Source organism: Paenibacillus sp. Z3-2 (genome assembly GCF_054161325.1).
The window spans coordinates 2,867,261-2,885,445 of record NZ_CP096397.1; the positions used below are offsets into that span (position 1 = coordinate 2,867,261).

The window sequence follows — 18,185 nt, forward strand, 5'->3', positions numbered from 1 at the left end:
ATACCGTGAGGAAACCATGGAAGCTCTTCATGATGTAGCTGAGCGTCATGGATGGACGAAATTCATCTCCATGCAGAATCATAATAACCTGATGTATCGTGAAGAAGAGCGTGAAAGGCTGCCATTATGTCAGGAAGAAGGAGTCGGTGTTATTCCATGGAGTCCTCTAAAGTCGCCATTCGGCGGCTTTTTTTATAATGATCTGAAGAGTGAATTGACAGTTTTCTTACATTAAGGTTATTATAGATATATTAGATCCTTAATTGAGGAGGAGATTATAATCTATGAATAACGGACATTCATCCAGTCAAACGAACGAATCGTGGAATAGTCATTCCACTCCATTTACAGCGTTACAGCGAACACCTATCTTATCATTGCTCCAGCCGTCTCATGGAGAACGGATTCTTGATGTAGGTTGCGGCAATGGTGATCTGACAGCACAAATTGCAGCTGCGGGAGCACTGCCAACAGGTATAGATTTTTCAGAGGAGACAATTAGGCAAGCGAGACAAAAATACCCGGATATGAATATTCAAGTAGCAAATGCTTGTCATTATCGGACAAAAGAACCGTTTGATGCAGTATTCTCTCATGCGGCTCTGCATTGGATACCGGATGCTTCAGCTGTAGTTCAATCGATACAGTTAGGACTCAAGAAGGGCGGAAGGTTCGTGGCCGAGTTTGCCGGAAGTGGCAATACAGCTATATTGATTACGGCGGTACGGGAAGAACTGGATGCCCGTGGATACGAATGGGAAGGACGGAATCCGTGGTATCACCCGACCATTGGTGAATATGCGAGTCTGCTGGAGCAGAACGGATTCCGCATTAGTCTGGCTCAGCACGTTGACCAATTTACCCCGTTCAAGCCAGGTGTCAGAAAGTGGTTGAATAGCTTCGCTGAGTATTTATTCACGGGCATCTCGCTTGCAGAACAGGAAGTTATTATGGATACTGTTGAGAAGAAGGTACAGCCACAACTAATGCAGGATGGACAATGGTATCTGGACAGAAGTCGACTGCGAGTCGTAGCTATTAAGGAATAGGGGAATATGGGATGAAAATGGACAAACCCAAGATTCAGGAGCAGTTACTCGAACAAGAAACCATTGCATTTCTCGAATCCAAAGTCGAGTACAAACACAAATTGATTGAGAATATCACACTGGATCACCAGGAAGCGAGCAAGGTTTCATTTGAAAATGTCGTTTTTAGACATGTGACGATCTCGGAGTCTACGCTGGAACAATTTGAATTCACAGATGTTCGGTTTGAACACTGCGACTTCTCCAATGTCAATCTCTCAAGTGCATTCATGCACCGGATCGAATGGCATAACTGCAAGTTTGTCGGAACGGATTTGTCCAATAGCCGATTGCAAAATGTCAGTTTCCTTCATGGGGTAGGAGACTACAGCAATTTCCGCTTTGCTCATCTCAAACAGGTCTCCTTCTCGGAATGTACCTTGATTGGTGCGGACTTCGCCTATCTGGCACTGCAAAAAATGGAGTTCAATCAATGTAATATCGACCAAGCTTCGATGACGGGGACCAAAATGAAGGATTTGGATCTTAGCGATTGCCAATTTGATTCCTTGATATTAACCATGGAAGACCTCAATGGTTGTGTGATTTCACCCCATCAAGCAGCAACATTTGTAGGATTAATGGGCATCATTATCAAATAAATGACATGAACGTATTCATGGGGTTGCCAAGATAGTAGAAGTGTGTATAATTGGAGACACATTAGAATAAAAACAGGTTTTCTAGGGTTCCGCGAGGCGCATGTGTCGGTCTGGTCCGAGAGAAAACCCGCAACCTGTTGGTTGTGCCACGGAGGGATAAAAGCCTGGGAGATGAACTGCGATATGCAGTTTGTTTCCCGGGCTTTTTTTATTTTTCCGCTAATGTACCCATACTGGGTGTAAAAAATGAATTAGAGAAGGGGTGTTACAGGTATGAATAAAACCTGGATGTCGGTTGTGATTGCTGCTTTGTTTGAAGTGGGTTGGGTCATTGGACTAAAACACGCCAGTGGCTTGCTGGAGTGGGGGCTTACTCTGATTGCAATTATCATTAGTTTCTCCTTGATGATTGCAGCTTCGCGGACACTGCCTGTGGGAACCGTGTATGCAGTATTCGTTGGCCTGGGTACCGCTGGCACGGTACTTGCTGAGATTATTTTGTTTAATGCGCCTGTCCAAGCCGGAAAAATGGTACTTATTGGTGTACTCCTACTCGGCGTAATCGGTCTTAAATTGCTGAGCAAAGAGAAGAATAAGGAGGTGCAGCTATAATGAACTGGGTATTTCTTATCTTGGCAGGGGTATTTGAGATGATTGGTGTGCTTATGATAAACAAGTTGCACAAAGACCGTAATCTAATTTCACTGGTTCTATTATTAGCTGGGTTTGGGTTGAGCTTTATGTTCCTATCTCTGGCGATGAAAACTCTTCCGATGGGAACAGCATATGCGGTGTGGACGGGAATAGGAGCCTCCGGCGGTGCCATTCTGGGCATGGTGTTTTACGGAGAACCTCGAAATGCCCTAAGAATTCTGTTTATCGCCATGGTGCTCGGATCGGCAGTAGGTCTTAAATTGGTCAGTTGAACAAGTGGAAATAAAAAGATAATGTACAGATTACGTTTTTAATGTTATCCTTATACGTTACGTGTGAAATAAAAGATACGTCTTATTGATAGATGTGCGTAAATGAAGGAGACAACATGACATTTAAGGACTTGAATATTATCCCCCCCATTTTGGAAGGGTTAAGCAAAGCAAACTATACTAATCCTACGCCTATACAGGAACAGGCAATTCCAGCTGTATTAGCAGGCAGAGATCTGCTGGGATGTGCACAGACAGGAACAGGCAAGACGGCAGCATTCTCGGTGCCAATCATTCAATTATTAAGCGAAAGGTCCAAAGGACCAAAGTCCGCAAGACATATTCGCTCATTGATTTTAACGCCGACAAGAGAGCTGGCTATTCAGATCGCGGATAACATCAAGGTATATAGCCGGTATACGGACATCCGTTGTACAGCTATCGTTGGTGGTGTTTCGCAAAAAGTGCAAGAGCGGGCGCTGAATCAAGGTGCAGATATTATTATTGCAACACCAGGCAGATTGAACGATCTGATCAATCAGAAGCGTATTGACCTGAAGATGGTTGAGATTCTCGTTCTGGATGAAGCAGACCGGATGTTGGACATGGGCTTCATTCATGATGTGAAAAGAATCATCGCCAAGATGCCGAACAAAAAGCAGACTCTGTTCTTCTCAGCTACGATGCCTCCTGAGATCACCAAAATGGTTAAAACCTTGTTGGTCGATCCAGTCAAAGTAGAAATCACGCCTGTATCTTCAACGGTAGAACGCATTGAGCAGTCTATATACTTGCTGGAAAATGGCAAGAAGCAGCATATGTTGAACCAGATTTTGGAAGATAAATCCATTGTATCCGCACTGGTGTTCACACGCACGAAGCGCGGCGCTGACCGGGTTACACGAGATTTGGCCAAAGTGAATGTTACAGCACAGGCCATTCATGGTAACAAGTCTCAGAACGAGCGACAACGGGCATTGAACAATTTCAAGAGCGGAGCAACACGTGTATTGGTTGCGACGGATATTGCAGCACGAGGAATTGATGTGGAGGAACTGACCCATGTTATTAACTTCAACCTGCCTAATATCCCTGAAACCTACGTTCACCGCATTGGTCGTACAGGCCGAGCAGGGAAAAGCGGGATGGCAATCTCGTTCTGCGAGAAGGATGAACTTCCGTTCCTGAAGGATATCGAGAAAGTGATCAAGAAGACGATTCCTGAAGTGAAAGGTCATCCGTATCCGATGACAGGTGTGCCTGTGTTTGATAAAACCAGCAAAGCACCAGGTAGTAAACCTTCGTTCAACAAATCGGCTACGGGCAAACCGGCGAAGTCCAAAGCGAATCCGGCACGTAAGCCCAAATCCGAATGGTTTGCCAAGAGTGGTAAATCAAACAGTAGTCGATCCAATGACAGCAGAACTAATAGCAGTAGAACAAGCAGCAGCAAATCCAGCAGTAGCCAATTTAATCGCAGCAGCAAAACAAGGAACGATCGAGCCAATTAAGTAAGTCCTTGATAAACCCAATGAAACCTTCTCCACGATGTGGAGGAGGTTTTATGATGTGCAGCGAGCTTATTTACATACGAACTTACATTCGGTATTATTATAACGTCCATTGGTGAAAGGGAGGTACGAACTTGAAGGATGCGATGATAAAATACAGTTTGAATAAGAATGGTGCGACGAAGGAGTACCCTTTTGGACCTGATCCTGTAGTCATTAAGGTTGGAGGGAAAATGTTCGCGTTACTTTTCGAAGACAAAGAAGAAAATGGTCTATTGAACTTGAAGTGTGATCCTATTATTGCAGAGAACTTGAGAGAGCAGCATGAAGCGGTTCGACCAGGATATCATATGAACAAAAAGCACTGGAATACCATTACGCTCGATGGTTCATTGTCGGAAGAGGATGTCATGGTCATGATCGATCATTCCTATGATGTGGTTGTGAAAACTCTACCGAAAAAAGTTCGGGAATCTCTGGCCGAATAAGAAGAAAGAACACAACTTTCTCTACACGTCATTCATCATGTCATTAACATTGAAAAGGTGGGTGAAAAGGCTAATGGTCTGCTTCTCTAACAGAATGAATATCCTATGAAAATGAAGACATATTTGAAGTCCATGTGGTTCCGTTACCTTGGCAATAAGCAAGATCGAACGGCCATCATCAACGTGGCATCCCTTATCATCAACGCTTTGATCGGTATAGGCAAGTTAATTCTGGGGATATATCTACTTTCCGGATGGTTTATTACGAATGCTGTATATTATCTGATTCTGTGTGTGGCGAAAGGCCAAGTGCTTCAACAATATAAAGTTGCCAAGAGGATGGAGTCTTCAGAAGAAAGATATACATTGGAGCTTACGGTATATAAGCGTGGAGGTCTGTTCCTGTGTTTACTGGGCGTGTCCTATTCACTGGTCTGCCTGCGAATGTATCTGATCGGCGATGCCTTCATATACGAGGGTATCATCGTGTATATCGTAGCTACAGTCGCTTTTACCAAGCTGGCTTTTGCCGTGTATGGCACCTGGGCTAACCGTCATCTCCATAACCCGATTATATCTACATTGAAAATGATTAACTTCACCGATGCGATGGTATCCATTGTTGTGACCCAAGCGACATTACTTACTATGCAAGCTTCACCTCTTGCATTAAAAACCAGTAGTTTGTTTGGCATGGGGTGCAGCGTTTTATTTTGTCTGATGGGGGTCTGGATGATGTTCCACAAGAAGAAGGAAAAAAGCGCGGATCCAAACCGATCTCCTGGCACTGAATGCTAACATTGAAGCATCAAGGGCAGGGGAGGGGATTTTGGTCCACGTTTGAGCCTGTTGATAAATACATATCGAAGGAATTGTACATGACGAAATAGATGAGTGTAATCTATACTTAAGTGACACAAGTGGATTTTATTTCCGAGATCTCACAAGAGCATACGGGACAACGGAAGGAGTATTGGCAATCATCTAAAGGAGTGATATCTATGGATCAACAACAACAAATAGAAATGGTACAACGGATGCGTGAAAATGTCGTCGACACAGGTGCTGCCCTTCAGCCGAGTTCCACGTATGCCGTCACAGTGGAAGAAGTTGTGATTCCTACGACAAAAGGCGATACGCGTGTGCTAGTGTATACACCGGATGAGAAACGTTCAACACCACTGCCGGTCTTCTTCAATATGCATGGAGGTGGTTTCATTTTGGGACAAGCGGAGATGGATGATCCCTGGTGTCGCCTGATCGCTGATCGTGCTGATTGTGTGGTCATAAATATTGATTACAGCCTTGCACCAGAGCATAAATTTCCAACTGCTGTGCATGAATGCTACGACGTTGTACAGTGGGTCCACGCCAATCCGGAGTCTTTCTCGGTTAACCCGACTCTCTTCGCCATTGGCGGACATAGTGCAGGTGGTAATCTTGCTGCAGCAGTGTGTTTATTAAATCAGCAACGTGGAAGCGAGCTGCCGATTGTTCTACAGGTTATCGATTATGCCGTGTTGGATGTGGCCACAGATCCGGCCGAGAAACCGAGTTTTGAAGAAGCTATTCCAGCTGATATCGCCAGAACGTTCAACGCCATGTACCTTGAAACGCAGGAAGACGCCCATGACCCGTTAGCTTCACCTGTACTCGCAAAATCATTACAGGAACTCCCGGAAGCATTGATTATTACCGCGGAGAAAGATTCACTAGCTCAAGAAGCAAGAACATATGCAGCAAGGCTTGAAGCGAGCGGTGTGAAGGTGACGCTTAAGGAGTACGAGGGCGCCGCTCATGGATTTACGCATTCTGGAGATCTCCAGATGGCAGAGGATGCCTGGTATCGGATGAGTGACAAGATCAGAGAAGCATTTTCCAAATAACTTGGATCAGAATGATGTAAGAAGTTACCTATAGATACTACCTTGAAGTCGCCTAATGGCGGCTTTTTTGGCTTATCTGTGTATTGGTTCAATCCGTTGGTGAAACCAAGCTTCTGAGCTTGCGGTTGTGATAATAAAATAGATTAGGACCGTTCTTAAGATTATAACGATATCGTTAAGGGTAAGAGTTGTTAATTAGCGGAAATAATGACCAATACCAGGAGGTTGTTAATGATATGAACCAAAGTAACAGTCCATCCGATATCGCGATTCTTGGCATGGGAACGGCTCTGCCTGCTCACGCCGTAGCACAGTCAGATATTGCGGAATTGATCGCTTCTTCTCTTCAGGGTCGACCAGATTTGGCACGTTTTGCTAAGCGAATATTCAAGTCCTGTGGTGTTGAAACACGATATACGGTGGAACCGAGCTATCTAGGTTCGCTGGAAGAATGCCGTTATCTGCCCTCTGGTGATGTATCAGACATCCCGACAACCGAAGAACGAATGAATACATACAAGCGAGAGGCGCTTCCGCTTGGCATCGAGGCAGCTGAGAGAGCCCTGAAGGATTCAGGTGTGTCTCCTAAGAGCATCACGCATATCATCACGGTCAGCTGCACCGGTCAATACCTGCCAGGTCTGGATGTTATGCTCATCCGTCATCTGGGTTTGTCTGCCCGTGTGAATCGATTGCCGCTGATCTTTCAGGGATGTGCCGCAGGCTTGAAAGCCATTCAGATGGCACGAGATGTCGTGCAGGGTGCTCCCGGATCACAGGTTCTTGTAGTCTGTGTGGAGTTGTGTACACTTCATTTTCAGCCTGTTCAAGATCGGGAAGCGCTGTTTGCAGCTTCATTCTTTGGAGATGCGGCTTCTTCTTGTGTGGTCGGTACGCCTGAACCTCAACAAACGGATTATCTGAGTCTCGGAACCGGTTATTCTGTACTTCTTCCGGATTCGACTGAAGACATGACCTGGGAGGTAGGGAACCTGGGGTATGATCTGTATCTGTCACCTCGTATTCCGAAGCTGCTCGGTGTTCATCTGGAAGAGGAACTACGTCTGTTACTGCAAAGTGACCAGCTTCCTGAACTATGGGCCATCCATCCAGGAGGACGGGGAATTGTGGATTCTGTGCAGGATGTGATGAAGCTGAGAGATGAGCAAACGAAGTACAGCAGGGATATCCTCAGAACGTTTGGTAACTTGTCATCCAATACGATCCTGTTTGTACTGAATGCGATGCGTGAGGACATGAAGGCACAGGATCAATCAACAACAGATGGTGTAGCTATGGCATTTGGCCCGGGACTCACCGCGGAGTTGATGAAATTTACCTATGTACCGTCATTATCTTCAGTGATCGAGGAGCCGGATCATGTCCTTCTTTAGAACGTTGTCTATACGGGCCAAAGAGGATGAACTGATGGACGACTTCTCTCTGGGTGGGGAGGAGCTGCGTGAAGCACTCAGACATCTGAGACGCCTTAACAAAATATTCGCTGCACCTGGCCCAACTCTGGCTGGTGTAGAGAAGTTATGGAACTCTGTCGGAAGACCAGATAAGTTGACCCTTCTGGATGTGGGGGCAGGTTCAGGAGATGTGAACCAGAAACTACTACAATGGGCAGATCGTCAGGGCGTTCAGCTGGAGATTACGCTAGTCGATCTGACGGAAGAGGCGTGTGAGGAAGCGAGGCAACTATTTCGTGACGAACCCCGAGTCCGGGTGCAACGTGCTGATCTTACAGAGCTGCCGGATGCTTCCGCAGATATCGTGACAGGTTCCCAATTTGTACATCATTTTGACGGAGATCAGTTGGTTGATATGGTTTCTCATATGCTACGAGCATCCAGCTACGGTGTCGTCATTAATGATATTCACCGTCATCCTGTATCCTATAAGGCGGTCTGGATTACAACACGCATGATCTCTCGTAATCGGTATATTCGTCATGATGGACCCCTTTCCGTCGCCAAAGGATTTACAGGAAGAGATTGGAAGGAACTTAAACAACGGCTAAATCATGATACGATGACTTATGAATGGAAGCCTTTATTCCGTTACTCTGTTGTTATCCCCACGAAAGGCAGGTGATCTTACGTGTCGAGATCAATAGATGTCATCATTGTCGGAGCTGGAATTGCCGGCAGTACCTGCGCAATCCAACTGGCAGGGCAAGGCCATCGGACCCTTTTGTTAGACCGGCAGGAGTTTCCGCGTCACAAAACCTGCGGTGAGTTCATGTCACCAGAAACCAAGGAGATGCTGGAGGTTCTGGACATACGCCTTCTGGATCAAGCCAAGAAACCCAGCACCATGGATCATGCCAAAATCATTATGCAGCAAGGCGGCGTGATTGAAGCACCTCTGCCGGGATTCGCTTATGGCATAAGTCGATATGAGCTGGACCAGATTTTGCATCAGAAGGCCTTGGACGCAGGAGCCCAGATTGTTACCAAAGCGACCATAACGAGCGTTGAACAGCTCGAGGATGCCAGTTATGAGGTGAAGGTGAAACAGGGAGACGAGCGGATTCAATATAAGGCAAAAGCCGTCATTGGTGCACATGGTACCATAAAGCCGCGCGGAATGGCTTCCAACCCAGATCTGCGAGATCAAACCGTATATGTCGGCGTTAAATCCCACTTCAGCGGAATTGAAATTCCCGCGCGGGTGGAGTTATATTTTTGCGAAGGTGGTTATGTGGGGATTTCCCCGATTGAGGACGGCACTGTGAATGTCGCCGCATTGTTGACGCTGGATACTGTGCAGGGAAGCGGCAAGTCTGTGAACGACATTTTGCAGGCGGCATCGCTGACGAACGTGAGCTTGGCAACCCGGTTAGCGGAAGGTAGTCCTGTAGAGGGAACACAGGTGTCGATTGCACCGCTGCATCTGTCCAATGTACCTGAGCCATGGTCTGAGTATCCGCACATTGGTGATGCGATGCTGATGATTCCTCCGCTGTGCGGAGACGGGATGTCCATTGCGCTGCGCTCCTCGCTCTTATGCGCCCGCTGGACTGACAAATATCTCCGAGGTGATATTGAGCATGCCGATTGGCAGAGTAATTATACGCTTGAAGCGAGCCGCGAATTCACCCAGTTGCTCAGGCGGGCAAGAAGAATTCAGAAGCTGGCCTTTGCCAAAACCAATAAATTCTATCCTGGTCTGGCCCGGATGATCCCCGGTCTGGCCGCTTATGTCGTGAAAGCCACACGGTTATCCGAAATGAATGCAGTGCGCTAAAAGATTGATATTTTGTCCAATACTTATGCGGAAGAGGTTGCTGATGGCGGCCTCTTTTTTGGTATCTAATTATTAATTTTGTAGAGACAGTTTGGAAATTCGGTAAATGCTCGTATAATAGAATCTAATGTAATGATAGAGAGTTAATTCAGATGAAATGTCGGGAGGCACTATTTAAGATGAACTATTCATTTTCCAATCGTATCGCAGCACTGCAACCATCCATTATTCGTGAGATCCTGAAGGCTTCTTCGGGTCAAAATGTCATTCCGTTCTCTGCGGGAAACCCCGCTCCAGAGACGTTCCCTATTGAGGCGATTCGTACGTTTACCCAATCCATTCTGGAACAGGACCCGATCACGGCTCTGCAATACGGAATTACGGAAGGTTATGTTCCTTTGCGGGAAGCATTGACTGAACATCTGAAGACAGGATTTGATACGGGGAAGGCATCCGATCAATTGTTCATCGTATCTGGAGCACAGCAGGGCATTGAACTTGCCTGTAAAGTGTTCTGTAATGAGGGTGACACGATTATCTGTGAGAGTCCAAGCTTCATCGGTTCCTTGAACTCCTTCCGGGCATCCGGTGCGAAGCTTGCGGGTGTTCCGATGGAGATGGATGGTATGGATATCGAGAAGCTGGAACAGGCACTGCAAACGGAGCCCAATGTAAAACTGATCTACGTGATCCCAAGCTTCCAGAATCCGACCGGTGTGACGACGAGCCTGGCGAAACGTAAAGCCATATACGAGCTGGCGAAGAAGTATGGCGTTATGATTCTGGAAGATAATCCGTACGGAGAACTTCGATTCAATGGAGATAATGTGCCGACCATCAAGTCTATGGATGATGAGGGTTTGGTCATCTATGTTGGATCATTCTCCAAAATTCTGTCGGCAGGACTGCGCGTCGGTTTTGTACAAGCTCCTCATGAAGTGGTGGAGAAGATGGTCGTTGCCAAACAGGGAGAAGACGTACATACGGCCATGCTTCCACAGATTCTGGCATATAAGTTCATGACAGAGTATGACTACGCAGGGCATATCAACAGCATTCGTGAGGTATATCGGAGAAAAGCGACATTGATGATGGACAAGCTGCAAGAGTATATGGGTGAGTCCATTACGTATACTCAACCGGACGGGGGATTGTTCCTCTGGTGTGATCTGCCAGCGCATGTGCCAATGCTTGATTATGCCAAGACTGCAGCAGCCCAGGGGGTTGCGGTTGTGCCGGGAAATGCTTTCCTGGTGAACGAGCAAGACCCTTGTAATGCGATCAGACTTAATTTTTCAACGCCGTCAGACGAACAAATTGTGAAAGGTATTGAGATTTTAGGTAGGGTCTTGAAAGGGTACACCGTTTAAAATATTTCACTGCGATATATCTACAAAAAGCCGCCCATTGGTGGCTTTTTTTGGTCTTTTATCGTCCTTAATTATCAATGAGGGCACTTAATTCTGCCTGGAATACCTTTTGATTCTTCTGGTTGAATGTACTCAACAGCACGGTAACAATTCCATTACCTTTACGTCTGGGATGCAGATCAATGACTTCTGCAATCACATGAAGTTCATCCTCAGGAAAGACAGGCTTCAGGAATTGAATGTTGTTCATACCGGTTCCCGCGACAACATGCTCCCCGTAGATCCCGACCTCAATCCATAGCTTGAAGGAGATATTCATCGTCTGCATGCCAGAAGCAATCAAACTGCCGAAGCGGCCCTGGGTGGCCTTTTCTTCATCCAAATGCATGTACTGTGGATCATAGATTCTGGCAAAATCAATAATATCGCTCTTGGATAATGCCAAGGATTTTGTTTCGTAGCGCTGACCTATTACATATTCACTGAATCTCATGAAGGCACCTCGGGTTCTTTTAATGTGTTTTTTAGCAGTCGACGCCCTGGAAAGAGACATGACTGGACTGACGTGATAAAATGCTAGTGAACGATCTCGTGTGTATTATTGTCATATTGAAATAAACGGATGAAACTGTCTTTGAGGAGTACGTGAAGAACGGCCCTGCATCTGAAATGAAGCGGCAAAGTACACAAACGATTGGTGTAATTGTCCATGACATGTCCAGTCCGTATTTCTCCGATTTGATGAATGGAATACAGTCCATTGCGATGAGCCATGGATACGATATGATCGTGTGCAGCTCCCTGGGTGGAGAGAAGTCGACAGCCCATCGTTACATTCGTGAAAGAAGAATAGATGGAGCTATTGTCATCGCTCAAAATATTGAAGATCAGTTGCTCATGGAGGCATCTGAAGCAGGATTTCCGATTGTCGTCGTGGATCGGGATCTGGATGCTCAACATATTGTAAAGGTTTTGATGAGTGATACGCAAGGTGGGTACCTGGCTACCCGTTATCTGATCGAGAAAGGACATCGGACGATTGCCTATATTAGCGGCCCGGCTCATTCGGAATGTAACCTGCAGCGATATCAAGGTTACCTCAATGCGTGATTCCGTTCGGCTCCTCAACCTGAGTTGAGGAGTTTTTTTCGTTCAATAGAATTTTAAATACTCAAAAAAAAGAAAGGAGTGTGGCGATTTATGCATAATAATAAAGACGAGAGATTCTTGCATAGGAAATAAATGGAGGGTGATTAGATGGGCGTACCCACGTTTCTGGAGACAGGCCATATGGAAGAAGGTTTTCCCATTCGGGTGATTCATACAGGTGATCAGTTTAATTATGCTGCACACTGGCATGATGAGGTTGAATTGGTTGTTGTTAGTGGAAAGAGCGCACGAATTGGCGTGAATGACCATGTCCGTGAGCTGGCGCAAGGGGATATGCTGCTGATCAAACCCGGAGATGTACACTGCTTTTTGCCAGGGACCGAACACTTAACCATTATCTTGTTCCGCCTCGAATTGTTAACAGGAAGCTTCACGACTGAAGCGGAAATTCAGGATCTCGGCGAACTTTTCAACAAAACAACCGTTATTCCGTCGAATGCAGGGAGTCGCAGCAACGTGGTTCAGTATATAGATACCATCATTGCCGAGAAAAAAAATCGAAAGCCGGGATATCGATGGTTAATGGTATCCCGGTTATATGATCTCATGGTTCTTTTGTTACGTACAAAGCCCCTAGTAACGGATCAACTAACGGCTTCAGGATGGCCTTGTACCTCGTCCAAAAAATTTGAATTCCTCGAATCGGTCTGTGAATATCTGGAGGATCATTATGCTGAACCGATCAAGCTGGAACAGGTGGCGGAACATATTAAATTCAGCAAGTTCCATGTCTGCAAGTTATTCAAAGAGATCAAAGGAGTGACACTGATGGAATATTTGAATCATTTTCGAATTATCAAATCCGAGTGGGCGTTATTATTCCGTCAGGATTCCATATTGGATATAGCCATCGGCCATGGGTTCAACAATGTGAACTCCTATAATCGACTTTTCAAAAAATATAATGACTGCACACCCTCCGAATTTCGCAAGAAGCACCGTACGAATATCACAAAATATGAAGGATAATGCACAATATTTGTGGAGAAAGCCCTCTCCGAAATCAATATACTCTAATAAAATGTAAGCGTTTCCTTTTAGAAGGAGGGGGCCTATGAAGAAGTGGTTTAAGCCAACTATTGTGTTCGTTTGTGTAGCCATGTTGTTAACGGGTTGTCAGCTTAGCCCGTCCAAGCCAACCAAGCAGCAGGAAATTACTGTGTGGAGTTTTACGGATGAAGCAGAGTATGCCATCGAGAAATTTGAGCAGAAATATCCGGACATCAAAGTGAACTTTGTCAACATCCCCGGCAACTTCTATATCACCAAGCTTAAATCTGCGCTCCAGACGACCTCCAAAGCTCCGGATGTATTTATGATTGAAAATGCCAATATTCGAGAACTGATTGACGTTCCATATCTGGAGAATTTATCGGCTTCGCCGTATAACGCCAATGAACTTATTCAACAACAATATGCTTTTGTGCAGGCCAATGAAAAGGACAGTGAGGGGAATGTCAGAGCTATAGGTTATCAGGGAACACCTGGTGGCATCTATTATCGTCGGGATTTGGCGAAGAAATATCTGGGTACCGATGCTCCTGAGAAGGTGGGTTCACAGATCGATACATGGGAGAAGATCTTCGAGATTGGTGAACAGGTACAGCAAAGTAGCGGGAATAAAGTACATGCATTGGCGAACTGGAATGCCATATCGAACTCATATGACGGTATGCCCTGGGTGAAGGACGGCAAGCTCGTCATCGATCCAACCTATATGGAGGTGCTGGATCTTGTGCGTGAAGCACGTGAGCGACATGTACTTGCCGAGTATGAAGATGGAAGTGCCGGTTACGCTGCATCCATGCAAAAAGGAGAGGTCATGTTCTATCCTGGGGCAACCTGGGGTTTGCAATATACGTTCAAGGCGAACGCTCCGGATACCGGGGGTATGTGGGGCCTGGCCCAGGGACCGTCAGCCTTTAGTGCAGGTGGAACCTATATCGCGATGTACAGTAAGAGTGAGAAAAAGGATCTGGCCTGGAAGTTTATTGAGTTCTATAATTTTGACCACGAATTTCTGTCCGTGTTAGCAAAGGAGCAGGATTATTTTACTAGCAATATGGTTGTGAATGATGAACTTGCGCCATCGCTCTCATCGCCATATTTGGGAGGGCAGAAGCATTTTGAGTTTTTCTCAGAGGCCGCGAAGCGGGTTCCCGTATATGAGCGTACCAAATATGATGCAACGATTAACAATGATATCTACAAAAATGTGCTTCAGTTGTATCTCAATCAGGACATTCAGACCAAAGATGAAGTAGTGAAACGGATAAAGCGGGATGTCGCCTTGAGATTTCCGGAGCTGGAAGTGGAGTAGCTTAGAAGTAAGCGAACGGTTGGACACATCCGATGATAACTGGGGGGACAGAATATGTTTGCCAAAACGATTCGAAAGGACCATTACGGCTACTATTTCATTGCTCCGTTCTTTATTATTTTTACGATTTTTGGACTCTATCCCATTTTGTATTCGCTTTATATCAGTTTCACCAACTTTGATGGAATCACGACACCTGACTTTGTAGGGATGGGTAACTATGTAGCCGTACTACAAGATCCGTTGTTCTACAAAACCTTGTTTAATACGTTATTTATCTGGGGAGTCTCCGTGGTTCCGCAGTTGACGATCTCACTTGTGTTAGCTTTTATTCTGAACGACAAGCTGCTCAAAGGCCGGGACTTTTTCAGAGCTGTATACTTTTTCCCGAATATCGTTACGGCTGCATCACTCGGGTTGCTTGTCAGCCTGATCTTTGACTGGCAGTCCGGGGGACTGAATCATTTTTTGATGCAGATAGGGATTATTCAAGATCCAATTAATTGGAAAAACGACCCATGGTTTATGCGGTTGATTGTGTCCTCCATTTTGTTTTTCCAATACTTCGGTTATTCCATGGTCATCTACCTTGCAGGTCTTCAGGGCATTGATCCGTCGTTGCTGGAAGCTGCCCAGATGGATGGCGCGAAAAAGAAACATATTTTCATTCATATCATCGTGCCGATGCTCCGCCCAATTATTCTGTTTCAGATGATTACATCCATTATTGGTGGCATCCAGATTTTCGATCAGCCATTTACACTAACCAATGGCAATGGCGGTCCTGACCGATCAGCCATGACCAGTATTATGTATCTCTATAATGTAGCATTTCAGAGCACACGTTTTGGTTACGGCGCTGCCATAGCATTTTGTCTGTTTATTATCATCATATTGTTGTCTGTTGCATCCTTCATCATGACCAAGCGGAAGAGCCGTTCATAGGGAGGGGGAGTTCTTATGCAAACTGCAAAATCAGTCGAACGACCAAATGCGGCGATTCAGCAATATGCCAATACAAGGGGGCTGACGGCAGGCAAGATCATCATCTATCTGTTACTGATTGGTCTAGCCGTACTCTGCATAATTCCATTTTATCTGATGCTCATCTATTCAACACATAACAATGCAACGATTGCTTCAACGTTCACCTTTCTTCCCGGATCATTTTTAGTCGATAATTATATGAACATGGTATCGAAAATCAACATTTGGCGTGGTTTTGCCAACAGCATTTTCATTGCTGGAACATCGACCGTGCTATCTCTGTATATTGGTGCTTTGACGGCATATGGTTTTGCCAAATTTAAATTCAAAGGGCGGAACGGGTTGTTTCTGTTTCTGTTAGCGACCATGATGGTACCGGGTCAACTGGCCCTGATTGGCGTATATCGACTATTCAGTATGTTGGGGCTTCTGGACAGTTATGCCGCGATTATTTTGCCTGCTGCAGCTAACGCCTTTAATGTATTCTTTATCAAGCAGTTCATGGAGAGCAGCATCCCGGATGAGATTATTGAATCTGCGCGGGTGGACAGTGCTGGCGAGTTCCGGACGTTCAATCAGATTGTACTGCCCATTCTGGGGCCGGCGATCTCGGCCCTCGGTATATTCACGTTTATCGGATCGTGGAATAATTTTCTTACACCGCTCGTTCTGTTTTTCTCCCTGGATAAATACCCACTTCCGGTACTGGTTGCGCTAGTGCAAGGATACTATGGGATGGATTATGGACTCTTGTATTTGGGTGTTGCGATCTCCATCTTGCCTATTATTATTGTATTCTCCGTGTTTTCCAAACAGATTATCGGAAGTGTTGCCCTGGGAGCAGTGAAAGGGTAGGAATATGCACGGAAAGGGGAGGCGTCATGTCAAAGAAGTCCTTGCACCTGCTGCAAGGTTTAGTATGCTGGCGACAGGAATTGGTAGCATTCTTCTCTTCCAGCCCCGTTTGCCTGGTCCCACCCAGATTGTAAAGCTTGTATTTGGAAGTGTGGATAAACTTATGAAATGAAAAAGATATAGAAGAAGGACCAAGTCTCTGACAACAGAGATTTGGTCCTTCTTCTACTTTAAGTGAGATGCATCCACTCAAAGATGACTACTCTTTGATGACAGAGGCATTCACGGCATCTTCCATCTTTGTATTGTAGGAACGGAACAGACCCAGGCGCCAGAAGGCGGCTCCTTTAAGATCATAACGTTTGGCAAGACCCAGTTTATCATCAACGGAGGAGGGCGTTTCGCTGCTTAGACTGATACCGAGCAGCAATTTATTTTTCGGAACACCAGCTTGAAGAGCTAGCTGAATCGCCTGATCCACAAGGCTATTTGGTTCGGGTACCTGGGATTTGGTTCCAACCGGATTATACTGATAGGCCATAATGATCAGATCATCTGCGATAGATGCAAGTGTTTTGTAATCATATCCTTTATAAGCACTATTTAGCGGGGGTACCGCAAGAGATAAGGCAGTGTCCTGGGGCAAGGAACTCTTTAATTGCTTCACGTAAGCATTGAGCAGCTTCTGTTGTTCTACTGCATCCAGTTTAAAGCCCAGTCCTTCAAAATCCAGAACAACTCCACCAAAACCATGCTCTGCTACCGCAGCAGTTATACCTTCAATCGATTTCTGCCGCAGGCTGCTATCACTCAACACTTTGGTCAGTTCGCCGTTTCCGTCCAACGCATACACCATGAGCTGTGGTTGGATCTGCTGATCCGCTGCGTCAGCAACGATGGACTGCGGCGTAATATCACCCGCAGCAGCAGGGAGACGGTACTCATCCCCCTGGAGCGTAAACTGACCTTCACGATCAATGCGGCTCCAGCCAAAGGCTACGGAATTCATGGAAGTAACAAGATCCTTTTCTTGAAAGGATTGCAATGCATAGAAGGCTCTCAGGTGCATCTCGCGTTGTGGTGAGACGAGGGAGACCGTTTTGGTTGCCTGATTCCAGCTTGCACTTACGCCAAATTGATTACTAAAAGAACTGAGTGGAATGAGCACGCGTCCTTCTCGCTGAACGGGTGCTGCAGCAAGTGTAACTTTTCTCCCATTAACGGTTGCTGTGGTGCTGCCAACTTGTAATAGTACCTCGGTAGTTTGTCCTTTCACCGTGTTCGTCGCTTTTACAGTCTGTGATTTGCTGTTCCAGATAATATCGATACCAAGAGCTTGTCCAACCGTTCGGAATGGAACATAAGTGACACCCTTATCAACTCGTGGAGCTGCATCAAACTTCAGGGGAACGTCATCCAAGTGCACTGAAATGGACGGGGCAGCATAGGCTCCACCAATATTGGAGGTGCTTCCAAGAATAGAGAGAGCAATTACAGTAACCGCAGCAATTTTTCCTGCTCGTTTATTAAGCATTGTTTGTTTCCTCCAACTCTGTACATAATAGTAGAATCATGTTTTAACAGAATCTAGTAATCTAGCATATGTAGCATAACAAAATTTTCATATAGTTCCAATATAAGAGTCGGAAGTCTAGTCATACATACCATATCGCTATTTAATAGAATCTGCTTCCGAGCGTTGTCATCGAATATACCTCCGATCCGTT

Annotated in this window: 19 protein-coding genes, 1 pseudogene and 1 riboswitch; of the genes and pseudogenes, 18 read left to right on the forward strand and 2 right to left on the reverse strand. The window is 45.7% G+C overall.

What is annotated here, in order from left to right; all coding sequences use genetic code 11:
• Nucleotides 1-7: 7 nt before the first annotated feature.
• From M1D71_RS12900 to M1D71_RS12960, 13 genes and pseudogenes are all read left to right on the forward strand, one after another.
• A pseudogene (locus tag M1D71_RS12900) lies at nucleotides 8-169 on the forward strand (aldo/keto reductase); the annotation flags it as partial.
• A gap of 115 nt (nucleotides 170-284) precedes the next feature.
• Nucleotides 285-1,049 carry a class I SAM-dependent methyltransferase gene (locus M1D71_RS12905; RefSeq protein ID WP_458126772.1) on the forward strand — a complete coding sequence of 255 codons (765 nt, stop codon included), beginning with the start codon at nucleotides 285-287 and terminating at the stop codon, nucleotides 1,047-1,049.
• A gap of 11 nt (nucleotides 1,050-1,060) precedes the next feature.
• A complete protein-coding gene (locus M1D71_RS12910; RefSeq protein WP_458126773.1) occupies nucleotides 1,061-1,690 on the forward strand; it encodes a pentapeptide repeat-containing protein in 630 nt (209 codons plus the stop codon).
• Between the two features lie 70 nt (nucleotides 1,691-1,760).
• A riboswitch (guanidine-I (ykkC/yxkD leader) is annotated at nucleotides 1,761-1,863 on the forward strand.
• A gap of 100 nt (nucleotides 1,864-1,963) precedes the next feature.
• Nucleotides 1,964-2,302: a DMT family transporter gene (locus tag M1D71_RS12915; RefSeq protein ID WP_458126774.1), complete on the forward strand. Its 339-nt coding sequence runs from the start codon at nucleotides 1,964-1,966 to the stop codon at nucleotides 2,300-2,302.
• Nucleotides 2,302-2,616, forward strand: coding sequence for a DMT family transporter (locus tag M1D71_RS12920; protein WP_458126775.1), 315 nt, complete (start codon nucleotides 2,302-2,304; stop codon nucleotides 2,614-2,616). The genes M1D71_RS12915 and M1D71_RS12920 overlap by 1 nt, the downstream gene beginning before the upstream one ends.
• 116 nt (nucleotides 2,617-2,732) lie before the next feature.
• On the forward strand, nucleotides 2,733-4,127 hold the full coding sequence (locus M1D71_RS12925; RefSeq protein WP_458126776.1) for a DEAD/DEAH box helicase: 1,395 nt from the start codon (nucleotides 2,733-2,735) through the stop codon (nucleotides 4,125-4,127).
• A 134-nt stretch (nucleotides 4,128-4,261) separates the two neighbouring features.
• A complete protein-coding gene (locus M1D71_RS12930; RefSeq protein ID WP_145317587.1) occupies nucleotides 4,262-4,615 on the forward strand; it encodes an MmcQ/YjbR family DNA-binding protein in 354 nt (117 codons plus the stop codon).
• 105 nt (nucleotides 4,616-4,720) lie between these two features.
• Complete coding sequence (locus tag M1D71_RS12935) at nucleotides 4,721-5,413, forward strand: hypothetical protein (protein WP_458126777.1); 693 nt, start codon at nucleotides 4,721-4,723, stop codon at nucleotides 5,411-5,413.
• Nucleotides 5,414-5,616: 203 nt separating this feature from the next.
• Nucleotides 5,617-6,501, forward strand: a complete 885-nt coding sequence (locus M1D71_RS12940) for an alpha/beta hydrolase (RefSeq protein ID WP_458126778.1) — start codon at nucleotides 5,617-5,619, stop codon at nucleotides 6,499-6,501.
• 236 nt (nucleotides 6,502-6,737) lie between these two features.
• Nucleotides 6,738-7,895 (forward strand): type III polyketide synthase, encoded by a 1,158-nt coding sequence (locus tag M1D71_RS12945; protein ID WP_458126779.1) that lies wholly within the window; start codon nucleotides 6,738-6,740, stop codon nucleotides 7,893-7,895.
• Nucleotides 7,882-8,601, forward strand: coding sequence for a methyltransferase domain-containing protein (locus tag M1D71_RS12950; protein ID WP_458126780.1), 720 nt, complete (start codon nucleotides 7,882-7,884; stop codon nucleotides 8,599-8,601). The genes M1D71_RS12945 and M1D71_RS12950 overlap by 14 nt, the downstream gene beginning before the upstream one ends.
• Nucleotides 8,602-8,607: 6 nt before the next feature.
• Entirely contained in the window at nucleotides 8,608-9,756 is a 1,149-nt protein-coding gene (locus M1D71_RS12955) for an NAD(P)/FAD-dependent oxidoreductase (protein ID WP_458126781.1), read from the forward strand.
• Between the two features lie 179 nt (nucleotides 9,757-9,935).
• Complete coding sequence (locus M1D71_RS12960) at nucleotides 9,936-11,126, forward strand: aminotransferase-like domain-containing protein (protein WP_458126782.1); 1,191 nt, start codon at nucleotides 9,936-9,938, stop codon at nucleotides 11,124-11,126.
• A 67-nt stretch (nucleotides 11,127-11,193) separates the two neighbouring features.
• Here M1D71_RS12960 and M1D71_RS12965 read toward each other — a convergent pair whose 3' ends face one another.
• Nucleotides 11,194-11,619 carry a MaoC family dehydratase gene (locus M1D71_RS12965; protein ID WP_458126783.1) on the reverse strand — a complete coding sequence of 142 codons (426 nt, stop codon included), beginning with the start codon at nucleotides 11,617-11,619 and terminating at the stop codon, nucleotides 11,194-11,196.
• Nucleotides 11,620-11,771: 152 nt separating this feature from the next.
• Here M1D71_RS12965 and M1D71_RS12970 point away from each other — a divergent pair, with 152 nt between their 5' ends.
• From M1D71_RS12970 to M1D71_RS12990, 5 genes are all read left to right on the forward strand, one after another.
• On the forward strand, nucleotides 11,772-12,236 hold the full coding sequence (locus M1D71_RS12970; RefSeq protein ID WP_458126784.1) for a LacI family DNA-binding transcriptional regulator: 465 nt from the start codon (nucleotides 11,772-11,774) through the stop codon (nucleotides 12,234-12,236).
• Between the two features lie 147 nt (nucleotides 12,237-12,383).
• Nucleotides 12,384-13,265, forward strand: a complete 882-nt coding sequence (locus tag M1D71_RS12975; RefSeq protein ID WP_458126785.1) for an AraC family transcriptional regulator — start codon at nucleotides 12,384-12,386, stop codon at nucleotides 13,263-13,265.
• A gap of 85 nt (nucleotides 13,266-13,350) precedes the next feature.
• On the forward strand, nucleotides 13,351-14,616 hold the full coding sequence (locus M1D71_RS12980; protein ID WP_458126786.1) for an ABC transporter substrate-binding protein: 1,266 nt from the start codon (nucleotides 13,351-13,353) through the stop codon (nucleotides 14,614-14,616).
• 54 nt (nucleotides 14,617-14,670) lie between these two features.
• On the forward strand, nucleotides 14,671-15,561 hold the full coding sequence (locus M1D71_RS12985) for a carbohydrate ABC transporter permease (RefSeq protein WP_458126787.1): 891 nt from the start codon (nucleotides 14,671-14,673) through the stop codon (nucleotides 15,559-15,561).
• A 15-nt stretch (nucleotides 15,562-15,576) separates the two neighbouring features.
• On the forward strand, nucleotides 15,577-16,458 hold the full coding sequence (locus M1D71_RS12990; protein WP_458126788.1) for a carbohydrate ABC transporter permease: 882 nt from the start codon (nucleotides 15,577-15,579) through the stop codon (nucleotides 16,456-16,458).
• Between the two features lie 259 nt (nucleotides 16,459-16,717).
• Here the strand turns inward: M1D71_RS12990 and M1D71_RS12995 are convergent, their stop codons facing one another.
• Nucleotides 16,718-17,992 carry a stalk domain-containing protein gene (locus M1D71_RS12995; RefSeq protein ID WP_458126789.1) on the reverse strand — a complete coding sequence of 425 codons (1,275 nt, stop codon included), beginning with the start codon at nucleotides 17,990-17,992 and terminating at the stop codon, nucleotides 16,718-16,720.
• Nucleotides 17,993-18,185: the final 193 nt, after the last annotated feature.